This window comes from Methylobacterium terrae (assembly GCF_003173755.1).
Classification (GTDB): Bacteria; Pseudomonadota; Alphaproteobacteria; order Rhizobiales; family Beijerinckiaceae; genus Methylobacterium; species Methylobacterium terrae.
The window spans coordinates 1,529,946-1,544,927 of sequence record NZ_CP029553.1 but is presented as its reverse complement, the minus strand read 5'-3'; the positions used below and the strand labels follow the sequence as shown (position 1 = coordinate 1,544,927).

The 14,982-nt window shown below is 72.0% G+C and carries 18 protein-coding genes; 8 read left to right on the top strand and 10 right to left on the bottom strand.

The window, feature by feature from the left end; genetic code table 11:
• Positions 1–5 precede the first annotated feature (5 nt).
• Positions 6–614 (bottom strand): pyridoxamine 5'-phosphate oxidase, encoded by a 609-nt coding sequence (gene pdxH, locus DK419_RS06920; RefSeq protein WP_109958427.1) that lies wholly within the window; start codon positions 612–614, stop codon positions 6–8.
• A gap of 114 nt (positions 615–728) precedes the next feature.
• Between pdxH and DK419_RS06915 the strand changes: the two genes are divergently transcribed.
• The 4 genes from DK419_RS06915 (at position 729) to DK419_RS06900 (ending at position 4,676) form a co-directional block, all read left to right on the top strand.
• On the top strand, positions 729–1,208 hold the full coding sequence (locus tag DK419_RS06915) for an RT0821/Lpp0805 family surface protein (protein ID WP_109958426.1): 480 nt from the start codon (positions 729–731) through the stop codon (positions 1,206–1,208).
• Between the two features lie 176 nt (positions 1,209–1,384).
• The gene (locus DK419_RS06910) at positions 1,385–2,314 is read left to right on the top strand and encodes a DnaJ C-terminal domain-containing protein (RefSeq protein ID WP_109958425.1); all 930 of its coding nucleotides are present in this window, start codon (positions 1,385–1,387) and stop codon (positions 2,312–2,314) included.
• 181 nt (positions 2,315–2,495) lie between these two features.
• Positions 2,496–3,362, top strand: coding sequence for an enoyl-ACP reductase FabI (fabI, locus tag DK419_RS06905; RefSeq protein WP_109962166.1), 867 nt, complete (start codon positions 2,496–2,498; stop codon positions 3,360–3,362).
• 108 nt (positions 3,363–3,470) lie between these two features.
• Positions 3,471–4,676 (top strand): pyrophosphate--fructose-6-phosphate 1-phosphotransferase, encoded by a 1,206-nt coding sequence (locus DK419_RS06900; RefSeq protein WP_109958424.1) that lies wholly within the window; start codon positions 3,471–3,473, stop codon positions 4,674–4,676.
• Between the two features lie 58 nt (positions 4,677–4,734).
• On the opposite strand, the gene DK419_RS28540 is transcribed toward DK419_RS06900, so the two are convergent.
• Complete coding sequence (locus DK419_RS28540) at positions 4,735–4,875, bottom strand: hypothetical protein (protein WP_162561163.1); 141 nt, start codon at positions 4,873–4,875, stop codon at positions 4,735–4,737.
• Positions 4,876–5,080: 205 nt separating this feature from the next.
• Positions 5,081–5,968: a lytic transglycosylase domain-containing protein gene (locus DK419_RS06890; RefSeq protein WP_109958422.1), complete on the bottom strand. Its 888-nt coding sequence runs from the start codon at positions 5,966–5,968 to the stop codon at positions 5,081–5,083.
• A gap of 96 nt (positions 5,969–6,064) precedes the next feature.
• Here DK419_RS06890 and DK419_RS06885 point away from each other — a divergent pair, with 96 nt between their 5' ends.
• Both DK419_RS06885 and DK419_RS06880 read left to right on the top strand, forming a co-directional pair.
• Positions 6,065–6,946 (top strand): methyltransferase domain-containing protein, encoded by an 882-nt coding sequence (locus tag DK419_RS06885; protein WP_109958421.1) that lies wholly within the window; start codon positions 6,065–6,067, stop codon positions 6,944–6,946.
• The gene (locus tag DK419_RS06880) at positions 6,943–7,296 is read left to right on the top strand and encodes a DUF427 domain-containing protein (RefSeq protein WP_109958420.1); all 354 of its coding nucleotides are present in this window, start codon (positions 6,943–6,945) and stop codon (positions 7,294–7,296) included. Before DK419_RS06885 ends, DK419_RS06880 begins: the two co-directional genes overlap by 4 nt.
• Before the next feature lie 3 nt (positions 7,297–7,299).
• On the opposite strand, the gene DK419_RS06875 is transcribed toward DK419_RS06880, so the two are convergent.
• The 3 genes from DK419_RS06875 to argJ are packed head-to-tail and all read right to left on the bottom strand — an operon-like array spanning position 7,300 to position 9,717.
• Complete coding sequence (locus tag DK419_RS06875) at positions 7,300–7,716, bottom strand: (deoxy)nucleoside triphosphate pyrophosphohydrolase (RefSeq protein ID WP_109958419.1); 417 nt, start codon at positions 7,714–7,716, stop codon at positions 7,300–7,302.
• A gap of 37 nt (positions 7,717–7,753) precedes the next feature.
• Entirely contained in the window at positions 7,754–8,479 is a 726-nt protein-coding gene (locus DK419_RS06870; protein WP_208642294.1) for an SIMPL domain-containing protein, read from the bottom strand.
• Positions 8,476–9,717 (bottom strand): bifunctional glutamate N-acetyltransferase/amino-acid acetyltransferase ArgJ, encoded by a 1,242-nt coding sequence (gene argJ / locus DK419_RS06865; RefSeq protein ID WP_109958418.1) that lies wholly within the window; start codon positions 9,715–9,717, stop codon positions 8,476–8,478. Before argJ ends, DK419_RS06870 begins: the two co-directional genes overlap by 4 nt.
• Before the next feature lie 358 nt (positions 9,718–10,075).
• On the opposite strand from argJ, the gene DK419_RS06860 reads away from it, so the two are divergent.
• Both DK419_RS06860 and DK419_RS06855 read left to right on the top strand, forming a co-directional pair.
• Entirely contained in the window at positions 10,076–11,038 is a 963-nt protein-coding gene (locus DK419_RS06860) for a LysR family transcriptional regulator (RefSeq protein WP_109958417.1), read from the top strand.
• Between the two features lie 56 nt (positions 11,039–11,094).
• Positions 11,095–11,799: a 4'-phosphopantetheinyl transferase family protein gene (locus tag DK419_RS06855; RefSeq protein WP_109958416.1), complete on the top strand. Its 705-nt coding sequence runs from the start codon at positions 11,095–11,097 to the stop codon at positions 11,797–11,799.
• A gap of 147 nt (positions 11,800–11,946) precedes the next feature.
• Here DK419_RS06855 and DK419_RS06850 read toward each other — a convergent pair whose 3' ends face one another.
• From DK419_RS06850 to DK419_RS06835, 4 genes are all read right to left on the bottom strand, one after another.
• Positions 11,947–12,825 carry an RNA polymerase factor sigma-32 gene (locus tag DK419_RS06850; RefSeq protein WP_109958415.1) on the bottom strand — a complete coding sequence of 293 codons (879 nt, stop codon included), beginning with the start codon at positions 12,823–12,825 and terminating at the stop codon, positions 11,947–11,949.
• Positions 12,826–13,137: 312 nt separating this feature from the next.
• Positions 13,138–13,731: a CarD family transcriptional regulator gene (locus DK419_RS06845; RefSeq protein ID WP_109958414.1), complete on the bottom strand. Its 594-nt coding sequence runs from the start codon at positions 13,729–13,731 to the stop codon at positions 13,138–13,140.
• A 444-nt stretch (positions 13,732–14,175) separates the two neighbouring features.
• Positions 14,176–14,514, bottom strand: coding sequence for a ferredoxin FdxA (gene fdxA, locus DK419_RS06840; RefSeq protein ID WP_093567572.1), 339 nt, complete (start codon positions 14,512–14,514; stop codon positions 14,176–14,178).
• A gap of 158 nt (positions 14,515–14,672) precedes the next feature.
• Entirely contained in the window at positions 14,673–14,981 is a 309-nt protein-coding gene (locus tag DK419_RS06835) for an RNA-binding S4 domain-containing protein (protein ID WP_109958413.1), read from the bottom strand.
• Position 14,982: the final 1 nt, after the last annotated feature.

Sequence of the window (14,982 nt, the reverse complement as noted above, 5' to 3'; positions counted from 1 at the left end):
CGCGCTCACGGATAGAGGCGCTGCCCCTCCCAGTCGCCGCCGCGGCGGGTGAAGCGCACCCGGTCGTGCAGGCGGTAGGCGCCGTCCTGCCAGAACTCCATCGTGACGGGCGCGATCCGGTAGCCGGTCCAGTGGGCGGGACGCGGCACGGCCTCGCCGGGGAAGCGGCCGCCGACCTCCTCCACCGCCCGGATCAGCGTCTCGCGGCTGTCGAGCGGCTGCGACTGCCGGCTCGCCCAGGCGCCGAGGCGGCTGTCGCGGGCGCGGGTCGCGTAGTAGGCGTCGGCTTCCGCCTCATCGACTTTCGTCACCGTGCCGCGGGCCCGCACCTGGCGGCGCAGGCTCTTCCAGTGCAGCACGATGGCCGCGCGCGGGTTGTCCGCGAGCTCCAGCCCCTTCATCGACAGGGTGTTGGTGTAGAACACGAATCCGCGCTCGTCGACGCCCTTCAGGAGCACGATGCGCACGTCCGGCAGCCCGTCGGCGTCACAGGTCGCGAGCGCCATGGCGTTCGGATCCTCCGGCTCGGAGGCTTGCGCCTCGGCAAACCATTGCCGGAACAGCGCCCAGGGATCCGGGTTCTGGGTGAAATCATCCTTCGTTAACCCGTCCACGGCATCGTCCTTACCCAAGTGGCTATGCGCCAGTGTGACAACCGGAACCGGGGGCGGGCCGGCGTCGCATCCTCATGCGTCGCGACGGGCCGCCCGGTCGTGAGAACAGGTGTAATGCGTCGCGGTGCGTGTAAAGTCGGTTCGGTGACGCTCGGCCTCGCCCTCGCGGCGAGCGCCCTGGTGAGCGTTCTGGCGATCGGCGGCTGCAGCCAGCCGCTCATCATGTTCACGCCGCAGGTGGACGCGGCCCCGCCGGAGCCCGAGAGCACCGGCAGCATCGAGCCTGCGGCGCCGAAGAGCTTCGGCTCCGACCTCTCCGGCGAGGATTGGCGCCGGGCCAAGGCGGCGCTCGGGGTCGCCCTGGATCCGCAGGGCAACGGCCAGCCGGTGAAGTGGGACAACCCGGATTCCGGCATGCGCGGCATGGTCAACCCGACCGGGCTGCCCTTCGTGAAGAACGACGAGATCTGCCGCGGCTTCCTCGCCTCGGTGATCGGGCCGACGGGCAACCGCTTCGTGCGCGGCACCGGCTGCCGGCCGTCGGGCGGCGCCTGGGAATTGAAGAGCCTGAAGGCGGCGGCGAAGCCGGGTTAGAGGCGGACGTGGCGCCGTCGCGGGAAGTCACGTAACTTTGCCGTCTCCCGGTGCGGCCGGCGTTGCAATCCGGCAACACGGTCGCCAGATAGGGCTCATCCTGTTTTCACGAGGCGACGTCGCCCCGGGAGCGCGCTGCTCCGGGGTGCCACCGCCCGAATCGCCATCGGATCGCCATGCGCAACCCCTACGACGTACTCGGCGTGAGCCGTTCGGCCGACGAGGCGGAGATCAAGAAAGCCTTCCGCAAGCTCGCCAAGGCCTACCACCCCGACCGCAACAAGAACGACGCCAAGGCGCAGGACCGCTTCGCCGAGGTCAACCAGGCCTACGAGATCCTGGGCGACGCCAAGAAGCGCGAGCAGTTCGACCGCGGCGCGATCGACGGCGAGGGCAAGCCCCGCTTCACCGGCGGCTTCGAGGGCTTCGGCGGCGGCGCCGGCCGCGGTGGCGGCGGCTTCGACTTCGAATCGATGGCCCGCGCCCGGGGCGGGGCCGGCGGTGGCGCCGGCGGCTTCGGCGAGGACATCTTCTCGCACCTGTTCGGCGAGGCGTTCCGCTCCGCCGGCGGGCCCGGGCGCGCCGCGCCCCAGAAGGGCGAGGACGTCGCCGCCGAGCTGACGGTCACCCTCGAGCAGATCGCCTCGGAGGCGAAGCTCCGCCTCAGCCTGCCGAGCGGGCGCGAGGTCGACGCGGTGGTGCCCAAGGGCGTGGTCGACGGGCAGGTGATCCGCCTGCGCGGCCTCGGCTATCCGGGCGCCCACGGCGCCGATCCGGGCGACGCGCTGCTCACCATCCGGGTCGCGCCCGATCCCCGCTTCCAGGTCGAGGGCGTGGACCTGCGCACCTCCGCCGAGGTCCCGCTCGAGGACGCGGTGCTGGGCGGGCCGATCCGGATCCAGACGCTGACCGGCGCGGTCGAGATGAAGATTCCGCCGATGACGAGCTCGGGCCGGGTCTTCCGCCTGCGCGGCAAGGGCCTGCCGAAGAAGGACGGCACCCGCGGCGACCTGCTCGCCACCATCGCCGTCACCCTGCCGGCGGCCGCCGACGAGGCCCTGACCGAGTTCGCCCGCAAGCGCCGCGCCGCCGCCGCCACGAGCTGACGGCGAGGTGACGACGCGCCGGGCGGACCCTGCGGGCGGTATTCCCGGAGCCGGCGCACTTCCGTCTCCCGCGGGCGTCGGTTAAGGAAGCGGCTGGGGAGCCATGCACGGCCGGGTCCAACCAGCCGCCGCGCGTTCCCCGTGGCGGCTGTTCTTTGGGTGACTCATGGCTGACTCGAACCTGGCTGACTCGAACCGGGCACAGGTACAGGATGACGGGCAGGCCGCATCCCTGAAGACCGGGCTTCTCGCCGGCAAGCGCGGCCTCGTGCTCGGCGTCGCCAACAACCGCTCGATCGCCTGGGGCATCGCCAAGAGCGCCCGCCAGCACGGTGCCGAGCTCGCCTTCACCTACCAGGGCGAAGCCCTGCGGAAGCGCGTCGAGCCGCTGGCCCGCGAGCTCGACGCCGCGGTCGTCGGCCATTGCGACGTCACCGATCCGGCCTCGATCGATGCGGCCTTCGAGGCCACCGGCCGTCACTTCCCCGAGGGGATCGACTTCGTCGTCCACTGCATCGCCTTCTCGGACAAGGACGAGCTGACCGGCCGCTACATCGAGACCAGCGAGGCGAATTTCACCAAGTCGCTGCTGATCTCCTGCTACTCGTTCACCGCGGTCGCCCAGCGGGCCGAGAAGCTGATGAAGAACGGCGGCTCGCTCCTGACGCTGACCTATTACGGCGCCGAGAAGTGGATGCCGCACTACAACGTCATGGGCGTCGCCAAGGCGGCGCTCGAGGCCTCGGTGCGCTACCTCGCGGCCGATCTCGGCCCCCAGAAGATCCGCGTCAACGCGATCTCCGCCGGCCCGATCAAGACGCTCGCCGCCTCCGGCATCGGCGATTTCCGCTACATCCTGAAGTGGAACGAGTACAACGCTCCCCTGCGGCGCACCGTGACGATCGACGAGGTCGGCGAGACCGCCGCCTACCTGATCTCCGACATGTCGCGCGGCATGACCGGCGAGATCCTGCACGTCGATGCCGGCTACCACGTCGTCGGCATGAAGAATCCCGAGGCGCCGGACCTCAGCCTCGACAAGGATTGAGGCTGCCGGGGGCCGGACCGAGCCTGCCGGGGCCGGATCGACGGTCGGGGCTGGACCCGCGGGCCGTTCCGCCCACTATGGGCTTCGCAGCGCAACGCGGAGCCCACGATGTCCACGATCAAGATCGCCATGCTCACCGCCGGCGGCCTCGCGCCGTGCCTGTCGGCGGCGGTCGGCGGGCTGATCGCCCGCTACACCGACCTCGCGCCCGAGGCCGAGATCATCGGCTATCGCAGCGGCTACAAGGGCCTGCTGCTCGGCGACCACCTGACCGTCACCCCGGAGGTGCGGGCCCGCGCGGACGTGCTCCTGCGCCACGGCGGCTCAGTCCTGGGCAACAGCCGGATCAAGCTCACCAACGTCGAGGATTGCGTCAAGCGCGGCCTGGTGAAGGAGGGGCAGGATCCGCTCAAGGTGGCGGCCGACCAGCTCGTCCGCGATCGCGTCACGGTGCTGCACACGATCGGCGGCGACGACACCAACACCACGGCGGCCGACCTCGCGGCCTATCTCGAGGCCAACGGCTACCAGCTGACGGTGGTCGGACTGCCGAAGACCATCGACAACGACGTGGTGCCGATCCGCCAGACGCTGGGCGCCTGGACGGCCGCCGAGCAGGGCGCGATCTTCGCCGAGAACATCGTCAACGAGCAGAGCGCCAACCCGCGCATGCTGATCGTCCACGAGATCATGGGCCGCAAATGCGGCTGGCTCACCGCCGCGACGGCGCGCGCCTACCGCGAGCGCCTCGACCGCACCGCCTTCCTGCCGGAATTCGGGTCGGACCGGGCGCACAAGGAGGTGGATGCGGTCTACCTGCCGGAACTTCCCCTCGACATCGAGCGGGAGGCCGCGCGGCTCAAAGGTCGGCTCGACGCCAAGGACTGCGTCACGGTCTTCCTGAGCGAGGGGGCGGGCCTCGACGAGATCGTGGCCGAGATCGAGGGCCGCGGCGAGGTCCTGGGCCGCGATCCCTTCGGCCACGTCAAGATCGACACGATCAACGTCGGCAAGTGGTTCGCCGACCGCTTCGCGCCCATGATCGGGGCGGAGAAGACCCTGGTGCTGAAGTCGGGCCATTTCTGCCGCTCGGCGGCGCCGAACCCGGACGACCTGCGGCTGATCCAGGGCATGGTCGACCTCGCGGTCGAATGCGGCCTGAACGGCGTCTCCGGGGTGATCGGCCACGACGAGGAGCGGGAAGGCCGGCTGCGGGCGATCGAGTTCCCGCGCATCCGCGGGGGCAAGGCCTTCGACCCGGGCGCGCCGTGGTTCGCCGCGCTCCTCGACGGGATCGGCCAGCCGCGCGGTTGACCGGACGGGCCCGGTGCCCGCAGGAGCACCGGGTCCGCATCCTCACTCAAGGTAAGGATCACGAGCCCGTCGCGTCGAGGGCAGGGGCGTCGGCGGGCGCGGTGGCGGGCGCCCTGCGGGCGAAGGGCACGACGTTCCCGCCGATCTCGGCGGGCGTCCCGTCGGCCTTGACGCGCCGGTTCCCGGTCTCGAACGTCATCCAGCGAACCACCTTGCCGTCACCGTGACGCGCCAAGTGCCGCTCGACCCGCCTGCGCGCCCACCGGGGTACGCCGTCGCCGAATGTCATGGGGGCTCCCTCCCTGCTCGCCCACTGCGCGCCATGGCTCCGTCCATGTCGCTTCGTGAACGATCCAAAGCCTGTCGCCCCCTGTCATCACCCATTTGGGTGACGCTGCCCAACCTCAGGTTTTCAGCACGATGCAGGCGCCGCCGACGCCGCGGATGCGGGTGCACAGGGCCTCGGCGCTGGCGCGGGTCTCCGAGGGCACGCGGATGCGGTAGAAGGCTCGGGTGCCGCGATGGCGCAGCCGCGTGCCGATGATCATCGGGCGCACGTCGCCGAGGATCGCGGCGTAGCGGTCGCGGGCGCGGCCGAAGCTCGCCAGCGCGATCGACTTCGAGAAGTTGCCGGCGAGCTGCACGCCCCAGGGTGCCAGGGCCGCGGCGGTCTCGGCGAAGAAGGTCTCGGTGCGCCCGCGGATGCGCAGCGACGCCGTGACCTGCAGGCAGCGCGTCCCCTCCGGCTCGGAGAGGTCGCTTCTCGGCTCCGCCCTGGCGGCGGCGGCCCAGTCCTCGGCGTTGCGCCCGGTGATCGCCGCCACGTAGGCGCGGGTCTCGGCCGGGAGTCCGCCGGTGCCGGCGAGCCAGGCGGAGACCCGGCCCGGCCCGCCGTTGTAGGCCGCCGCCGCCAGGCCGAGATTGCCGAAGCGCCCGCGCAGGTCGATGAGGAAGCGCGCCGCCGCCGGAATCGCTTGCTCGGGATCGAACGGATCGGCGAGGCCGCGCTCCTGCGCCGTGCCGGGCATGAACTGCGCCACCCCTTGCGCGCCCGCGCGGCTGACCACGCCGGGCCGGAAGCTGCTCTCGCGCCAGATCAGACGGGTCAGGAAGGCGACCGGCAGCCCCTTGGATTGCGCCGCCCCCTCGATCAGCCGGCACAGGGCCTGCTCGACCGTCTCCTCCTTGCTCTCGGCCGCGGGCGCGGGCGCCGCCGGGGCGGCGAGGGCCGGGCCGGGCGGAACCGGGCCGACGAGGGCCAGGACGGGGAGGAGGAGAAGGAAGCGGGTCACGGGCCATCCTTACCCCGATTCGCTGAACGATTCGGCAAGGTGCGATCGTCGCGGAGCCTCTGGCGCGCGGGCGGCGGCCGCGCCATCTAGCGGGCGATGTCCTCGCCGCTCCTGTTCGACACCCCCCTGATCCGCCGGCGCCTCGCCCGGGCCCGCCGCGCCGGCTTCGCCGATTTCCTGGTCGCGCGGGCGGTCGAGGACCTGTCGGACCGCCTCGGCGCGGTGCTGCGGGAGTTTCCGGACGCCCTCGATCTCGGCACCCCGGTGCCGGCGGCCGCGTCCTGGCTGGCGACGAGCGGCCGCGCCGCCCGCGTGGCGCGCCTCGCCCCGGTTCCGGAGCCGGCAAGCCCCGGCGTCGCGGTCGCGGTCGGCGATCCGGAGGCGCTGCCGTTCGGCGAGCGGCGTTTCGACCTCGCGGTGTCGCTGATGGCGCTCCAGCACGCCAACGACCTGCCGGGCGCCCTGGTGCAGGTGCGCCGGTCGCTGAAGCCCGACGGGCTGTTCGTCGGCTGCCTGCTCGGCGGGCGCACCCTGACGGAGCTGCGTCAGGTCCTCACCCAGGCCGAGAGCGAGGTCGAGGGCGGGGCCAGTCCCCGGGTCGCGCCGTTCGCGGAGGTGCGCGACATCGGCGGCCTGCTCCAGCGCGCCGGCTTCGCCCTGCCGGTGACAGACGTCGAGACCGTGACGGTGCGCTACGGCGATCCCTTCGGGCTGATGCGCGACCTGCGCGCCATGGGGCTCACCAACGCGTTGCGGGAGCGGCGCGGACGTCTACGCCGCGAGACCCTGATGCGGGCCGCCGGCCTCTACGCCGAGCGCTTCGCCGACCCGGACGGGCGCCTGCGCGCGACCTTCGAGATGATCTGGCTCTCGGGCTGGGTGCCGCACGAGAGCCAGCAGAAGCCGCTGCGGCCGGGGACTGCCCAGGCGCGGCTGGCCGACGCCCTCGGCACCGTCGAACGCAAGGAGCCGTCATGACGGACACCTCCATCACGATCACGCCGAACCCGCACCGCATCCGCGTGATGCTCGGCGGCACGATCGTCGCCGAGACCACCCGGGCGCTGACCCCGCGCGAGGGCGCGATGGCGCCGGTGCAGTACATCCCGCGGGAGGATGCCGAGATGGACCTCCTGGAGCGCACGGAGCACCGCACGCATTGCCCGCACAAGGGCGACGCGAGCTACTACTCGCTGACCGCCGGCGGGGTCGAGCGGGCGAACGCGGTCTGGAGCTACGAGGCGCCGTTCCCGAAGGTCGCGGCGATCGCCGGCTATCTGGCATTCTACCCGAGCAAGGTCGACGCGATCGAGGAGTTCACGGACTGAGCGTCACGGTCCCAGCAGGTCGACGATCGCCGGCAGAAGCGGCAGGTCGGCCGGGGGCATCGGGTAGCCCGCGAGGTCGCGCGGGCGCACCCACTTGAGCGCCTGGCCCTCCCGCGACTGCACGAAGCCCTCCCAGCGCCGGCAGACGTAGAGCGGCATCAGGAGGTGGAAGGTCTCGTAAGGATGGCTCGCGAAGGTGAGGGGCGCGAGGCACTCCGCCTTCACGGCGATGCCGAGCTCTTCAGCCAGTTCGCGGATCAGCGTCTCCTCCGGCCGCTCGCCGGGCTCGATCTTGCCGCCCGGGAACTCCCAGAGCCCTTCGAGCTGCTTGCCGGGCGGGCGCTGCGCCAGCAGCACGCGCCCGTCCGGATCGACGAGGGCGACCGCCACCACGAGGAGGAGCTTGACGGGATCGGCCATGCGGGTCGGCTCGCTTGGGGGAGGGTGGTCGCGCCCGTCAGGGCGCAACCAGGTAGGTGGCCTCGACCGCGGCCTCGACCGTCAGGGTGCCGGGCTCGACCGGGACGGCGACGCCGCCGGCCTTGGCCGCGAAGGCGCGGGCGTGCATCGGCGCCGGCGCCCCCTCCCGCGGCGGCGAGACCAGGCTCTCGAGGCGGCCGAGGCGGGTGCCGGCGGCCTCCGCCAGGGTCTCGGCCTGACGCCGCGCGTCCCGTACCGCATCCGCCCGCACCGCGTTCTCGGTCTGGCCGGGATCCGCGAGGCCGAAAGCGACGCCGCCGATCCGGTCGGCGCCGCCGTCGAGGAGGCGCCGCATCAGGGCGCCGAGACGCTTGAGGTCGCGCACCCGCACGCTCACCGCGTTGGTGGCCTGGTAGCCGTCGGGCACGTCCCTCATCTGGCCGCCGGGCTCGCGCACGGTCTTGCTCGCCGGGCGCAGGGAGACGGCGGCCGTGGCGAGGTCCGGCCCCTGGATGCCGAACTCTCCGGCGAGATCCGCGACCTTGCGGGCGGCCGTCGAGTTCTGGTCGAGGGCCGCGGCGGGCGTCGCCCCGCGGCTCTCGACCGCGACCTCGACGGTGGCGAAGTCGGGCGCGACCTCGCGGCTCGCCCGCCCGACGACGGAGATCCGCCCGGGCGCTTCCTCCGCCGAGGCCGGCCCCGCCGGGAGAAGCGCGGGCCCCGCCAGGAGCAGCCCGAGAAGGCCTGCCGCGACCGCCCTCACGAGCGGTAATCCCCGTTGATCTCGACGTAGGCCTTGGTGAGGTCGCAGGTCCACACCCGCGCGGTGCCGGCGCCGAGGCCGAGATCGACCCGGATCGTCACCGCGTCGCCGCGCATCGCCGCCGAGGCCGCCTCCTCGTCGTAGCCGGCGTCGCGGGCGCCCTCGACCGCGACGCGCACGTCGCCGAACCAGATCGCCAGCCGGTCGCGGTCGGCGGGCTCGCCGGCCTTGCCGACCGCCATCACGACGCGACCCCAATTGGCGTCCTCGCCCGCCACCGCGGTCTTCACCAGCGGCGAGTTGGCGATCGACATCGCGATCCGGTGGGCCGAGGCGTCGTCGGCCGCACCGCCGACCTCGACGGTGACGAACTTGCGCGCACCCTCGCCGTCGCGGGCGACCAGCTGGGCGAGTTCGCACAGAAGGTCGTCGAGGGCCTCGGCGAACCCGGCGAGCGCCGGATCCTCGGCGGAGGCCACCGGGGCGTTGCCGGCCTTGGCGGTGGCAAACAGCATCAGGGTGTCGGAGGTCGAGGTGTCGCCGTCGACGGTGCAGCAGTTGAAGCTCTTGCCCACGCCGTTCGCGAGCAGCGCCTGCAGCACCTCCGTCGGCAGGTCGGCGTCGGTGAACACGAAGGAGAGCATCGTCGCCATGTCGGGGGCGATCATGCCGGCGCCCTTGGCGATGCCGTTGATCGTCACCTCGGCCTCGCCGAGCCGCACCCGGCGGGTGGCGAGCTTCGGGAAGGTGTCGGTGGTCATGATGGCGCTGGCGGCCTCGGTCCAGCGCTCGGCGGCCGCGCCGGTGCGGCCGGCGCACTCGGCGAGCACGCCGTCGAACTTGGTGGCGTCGAGCGGCTCGCCGATCACGCCCGTCGAGGCGATGAAGACCTCGCCCGGCGCGCAGCCCGCCGCCTTGCCGGCGATCTCGGCGGTCAGCCGCACCGAGTCGCGTCCTTTCAGGCCCGTGAAGGCGTTGGCGTTGCCGGAATTGACCACGAGCGCCCGGGCCTCGCGCCCGCCGCGCAGGGTCTCGCGGCACCAGTCGACCGCGGCCGAGGGGCATTTCGAGCGGGTGAAGACCCCGGCCGCCCGGGTGCCCGGATCGAGCAGGACGAGGAGCACGTCGGTGCGGCCGCGATAGCGGATGCCGGCCTGCGCGGTGGCGAGGCGCACGCCGGCGATCGGCGGCAGCGCCGGCTGGTGCTTGGGCGCGAGCGGCGAGACGGGATGAGACATGCGGGGCTCCGGTCCGCCGACGCCGCGTCGTCCGCGTCGGCGCCGCGGTGTTGCCCCGCGAAGGCGTCCTGCGTCAACCGGGGCGGTCGCGGGCGCGAGACGATGGGCGCGGCACGGCCGCGTCGATGGATGGAGCGGGCGGTTGTATGAGCGGTTGTGCAGGCCAGGGTTGTTCAAGCCGCCCGCTCCCCCACCGGGGCCGCCGCGTTGCGGGCCCTCGAAAAAATTGTTTTTCGCGCGGACGCTGACGCAGGGACGTCGCGGAGTTCCCTTATCTAGAGTTGCACCTTATCATCTAGAGGATCTGATGCGGGAAGCGCGGCGCTGCGCATCCCGTCCGTCGCCCGGAGGTTCCCGCTTGGCCCACCCGCAAGTCCTTCGCGACATGGCGCTCTTCGTCGAGGTCGCGAAACGGAAGAGCTTCAGCCAGGCCGCTGTGGCGCTCGACGTCCCGATCTCGTCCCTCTCCCGGCGCATCACCCAGTTCGAAACGTCGATCGGCCTGCGCCTGCTCGACCGGACGACCCGCAAGCTGGTGCTCACCCCGCACGGGGAAGCCTATTACGAGCAGGCGACCCGGCTGGTGGAGGAGGCGCAACGCACCTTCGACGAGCTGATCGCCCAGGCGAAGGGGCCGAGCGGCCTGCTCAAGGTCGCGGCGCCTCCGGATCCTTGGGTCGTGGACCACCTCTCGGTCGTCACGGCGGAGTTCTCGGCCCGCTACGCCCAGGTGCGGGTACATCTCGACCTCTGGCCACACCTCGTCGACCTGGCCCAGGACGGCTACGATCTGGCGCTCGCCGTCGGCGCGCCGCGGGAGACCTCGATGATCACCCGCAAGGTGGCGGAGCTCGAGAACGGCCTGTTCGCGGCGCCCGACTACCTCGGCCGGGCCGGACGACCTGAGACCCCGGCCGACCTGGCGCGGCACCGGGCGGTGCTGGTCGGCCAGCCTTCGGCGTCGAGCGCCTGGCCGCTGGAGCGGGACGACGAGGTGGTGTCGGTCGCTGTCGGCAGCACCATGTCGAGCAACAGCCAGGGCATGGCCCGGCGCTTCGCGGTCGCGGGGCACGGCATCGCCCTCCTGCAGGCGATCGACGTCGAGCCGGACGTGGAGGCGGGCCGCCTCGAACGGGTACTGCCGGAGTGGCGGGGCAGCCCGAGCCCGGTCTTCATCGTGACGACCTCGCGGCTGCTCCCGGCCAAGACCCGCAGCTTCATCGCCTTCGCGTCGCGCCACCTCGCCGAGCAGCTGATGCATCGCGGCGTCACCCTGGACGAGGCCGAGCTCGCCGCCCTGTACGAGCTGCAGGAGGCGTGACGCCGGCTACCCGGCCGTGGTTTAGCTCGGTTGGAGCGGCAGGCGGGGCGGGCACGATGGACCAGTGGGCGGAGCATCCGGCGCAGCTCCCGGCCCTCGCGTTCGAGGGCGGCGCGCTGGCGGTGGCGGCGCCGGCGGCCCGGGTGGTCCGCCTGCCGGCCGGGCGCCTGCAGCTGCCGCCTGACGAGGCCGCCCGCATCGCCCGCTTCCGGCAGGTCCAGGACCGGCGCGAGCGCGAGGCGGCGCACGGGCTGCTGCGTCACCTGCTCGCGCCCTTCCTCGGCCGCGATCCCGCCGGGATCGTGCTCGCGCGGGACGACGGCGACCGGCCGTTCCTGCCCGGACATCCGGGCCTCGACCTCAATCTCAGCCACGGCGCCGGCTGGGTCGCGGTCGGCGTGTCGACCTCCGGCCGCATCGGTGTCGACGTCGAGGGAGCGGCCTGGCCGGTCGATTGGGACGGCCTGGCACCGGTCTTCCTGCACCCGGCCGAACTCGCGGAGTATCGCGGCCTGCCCGCCGGCACGCGGCCGCGCCGGGCGCTGGAATTCTGGTCCGTCAAGGAGGCCTGCCTGAAGGCGACCGGGGAGGGACTCGTCGCAGAGCCGCACTCGGTCCGGTTGATGCCGGACGGATCGGGGTGGCGGCTGAAGCGGGCGGGCCTGTCGCTGCGTGCCGCGTCGCGTACCGTGGGTGACGGGGCACGCTTCGCCTGGGCGGCGGAGGAGAGGGCGGTGGTGGAGGTCGTGGTCGCGGACTGACCGGACCCGATCGGCCGGACGGACGTCCTGCTCGTCGATCCGTCGATCGAACGGCTTCGATCATCTCCGCGTCCGTCCCGGGCTCGCGTTGCGCAGGCTCAGGGCGACGTGGAGACGATCGAAGCCGTGGGGCGGTCGAACGATGCCTCAGACGTAGGCGTTCATGCCGGCATTCGATTGCGGGAAGCGCTCGGCAAGGGCGCGGCGGAGCTTCTCGAGGGCGCGGTTCTCGATCTGGCGCACGCGCTCCTTGGAGATGCCGAGGCGGTGGCCCAGGGCCTCCAGGGTAGCCTGATCCTCGGCGAGGCGCCGTTCGTGCAGGATGCGCAGCTCGCGCTCGGACAGGACGGTGAGGGCCTGGCGCAGCCAGGTCAGGCGGCGCTCGCCGTCGACGGCTTCCGAGACGGTCTCGTCCGGCAGGGGCGAGGAATCGACCAGGAAGTCGACCCGCTCGGCCGAGGCCTCGCCGTCGTCGCCCACGGGGGCGTTGAGGGACATGTCCGGACCGGAGAGACGGGCGTCCATCAGGGCGACATCCTCGCGGGACACGCCGATGGCGGTGGCGATGCGGCGGTGGATCTCGTCGCCGACGCGCTCGTCGGTCGACTGCATCAGGCGGGCGCGCAGGCGCCGGAGATTGAAGAACAGCGCCTTCTGGGCGGACGAGGTGCCGCCGCGGACGATAGACCAGTTGCGCAGGATGTAGTCCTGGATCGAGGCCCGGATCCACCAGGTCGCGTAGGTCGAGAAGCGCACCTCCCGCTCGGGCTCGAAGCGGGCGGCGGCCTCCATCAGGCCGACATGGCCTTCCTGGACGAGGTCGGCCATCGGCAGGCCGTAATGGCGAAACCGCCCGGCCAGGGCGATCACGAGGCGCATATGGGCGGAGATCAGGCGGTGCAGGGCCTGCTCGTCGCGCGAATCCTTCCAGCGCACCGCGAGGCCGCGCTCTTCTTCCCGCTCGAGGAAGGGGGCATCCATCGCAACTCGTACGAACTGCCGACGTATGCCTGCGATTTCCGCCATCCCCGCCTCCGCCGCTTTGGTGAGCGCTGTGTGTCGCGATGAGGCCGGTGCGCGACATGGAGCGCGCCCGTTACACCGCAAGGCCTGCGACAACGGCGCGACCGGCCTCGCGGTTCCCGCACCGCGAAAAAATCCTCGGCGGTGCGATCCCCTCGCGGGCACGACGACCGGGATTCGGACCTTGGCCGAACCGGTGGCGGCAGCCTTGGTGGGGCCTCATGGAACGGCGTCTCGGGAGCGCGGAGCCTGAAAACGCGAAAGCCCGGCGCAACGGCCGGGCTCTCGTTCGTCTCGATGGGGGCGGGCGGAGGCTCAGGCGGCCTCGGCCTCGTCCTGAAGATCCTCGCCGTCGGCCTCGGCTTCGGCCTCGGCGCCCTTGGCGCGGCGCGGCGACTTGGCGAGGCTCTGCTCGATGAGCTTGAGCGACTCGGTGTCGGTGATGCGGTTGACCGCCGCGATCTCGCGCACCACCCGGTCGAGGGCGGCCTCGTAGAGCTGACGCTCGGAGTAGGACTGCTCGGGCTGGGCGTCGGAGCGGAAGAGGTCGCGCACCACCTCGGTGACGGCGATCAGGTCGCCGGAATTGATCTTCGCCTCGTATTCCTGGGCCCGGCGCGACCACATCGTGCGCTTCACCCGGGCGCGGCCGGTGAGCACGTCGAGCGCCTTCTTGACCAGCTCGGGCTCGGCGAGCTTGCGCATGCCGACCGAGTTCGCCTTGGCGGTCGGGACCCGCAGGACCATCTTGTCCTTCTCGAACGACACCACGAACAGCTCGAGCTTGTACCCGGCGATCTCCTGCTCCTCGATGGCCGTGATGCGGCCGACGCCGTGAGCCGGATACACGATCGCTTCGCCGGTCTTGAAGCCCTGCCGGGCGGCTGTCGTCTTCTTGGCGGTCGTCATGCGGGGGAGGCCTCCAGGTCACCGTTCGCGGCAATGTCCGCGACCGGATCGTTCATCCGGGTCAGGGCGCCCGGCGAAAAATACGCGCCTGCCGGACGTCCCGAGGGCCGCCCGCCAGTCCCTGTCAAACCATAGCTAAGGAACGTCCGAACGCGCTGCGGACCGGATAAGATCCACCTCGGCTGATCGCATGCCGCCTCGTCCCATCGAAAAATTCCCGCTCGGTGGACGAAGGCAGCACGTCGGACGAAAAGCGACGGCGATCAGGAACCTAGCACGAAGAGGCCTGAAAATCAAAAAAATTCAGGCACCCGGCATGGCTGCGCAGGCACCTTGCACCCTATATCACCAGCTTGGCGAGGCTTTCGCAGACCCGCCATGCGATCCCGGAAGGGACCGCCGGACGGAGGCCGCGGCGGGACCTCGGCGATCCCGCCCCGTCGCTCAGTCGCCCGAACCCGGGTTGGCCGAGAAGTGGGCCTCGAGCTTGCCGGGCTTGCCGTCCCACTCCTTGGCGTCGGCGGGCGCGGCCTTCTTCTGGGTGATGTTGGGCCAGCTCTTCGCCATGTCGGCGTTGAGCTTCAGCCAGCTCTCAAGGCCCGGCTCGGTGTCGGGCTTGATCGCCTCGGCCGGGCATTCGGGCTCGCACACGCCGCAATCGATGCACTCGTCCGGCTGGATGACGAGCATGTTCTCGCCCTCGTAGAAGCAGTCGACCGGACACACTTCCACGCAGTCCATGTACTTGCACTTGATGCAGTTGTCGGTGACGACGTAGGTCATGGGCCGGTGAAACCTCGAAGGCAGGATGAGCGCTCGGCAGCGGCGCCCGGGCATGTCGGCGGGCCTTAGACCCGGCAGGGCGGGCTTGCAAGCCGCCCCGTGGTCGTGGAGGCGCGCCGGGCACGCGTTGCGGGCGGGCGTCGCCTTCGCGTCACGCTTCAGCGCGGACCGGCCTCGTCGGCCAGGCGATCAGCCGAGAGGTCGGCCGAGAGGTCGGCGTAGAGCAGCCGGGCCTCGGGGGCGGGCCCCCGGCGCAGGCCGAGATCGACCACCCGCACCGCCGCCGTCCCGTGCTGGGCGGCGACCGTGACGACGTCGCCGACCGCGAGCGCCTTCGAGGGGGCGTCGGCGCGCTGGCCGTTCACCCGCACGAAACCGTCCGCGATCAGGCGCGCGGCGAGCGAGCGCGTCTTGGCGAAGCGCGCGAACCACAGCCACTTGTCGAGGCGCTGACGGTCCGCGCGCATC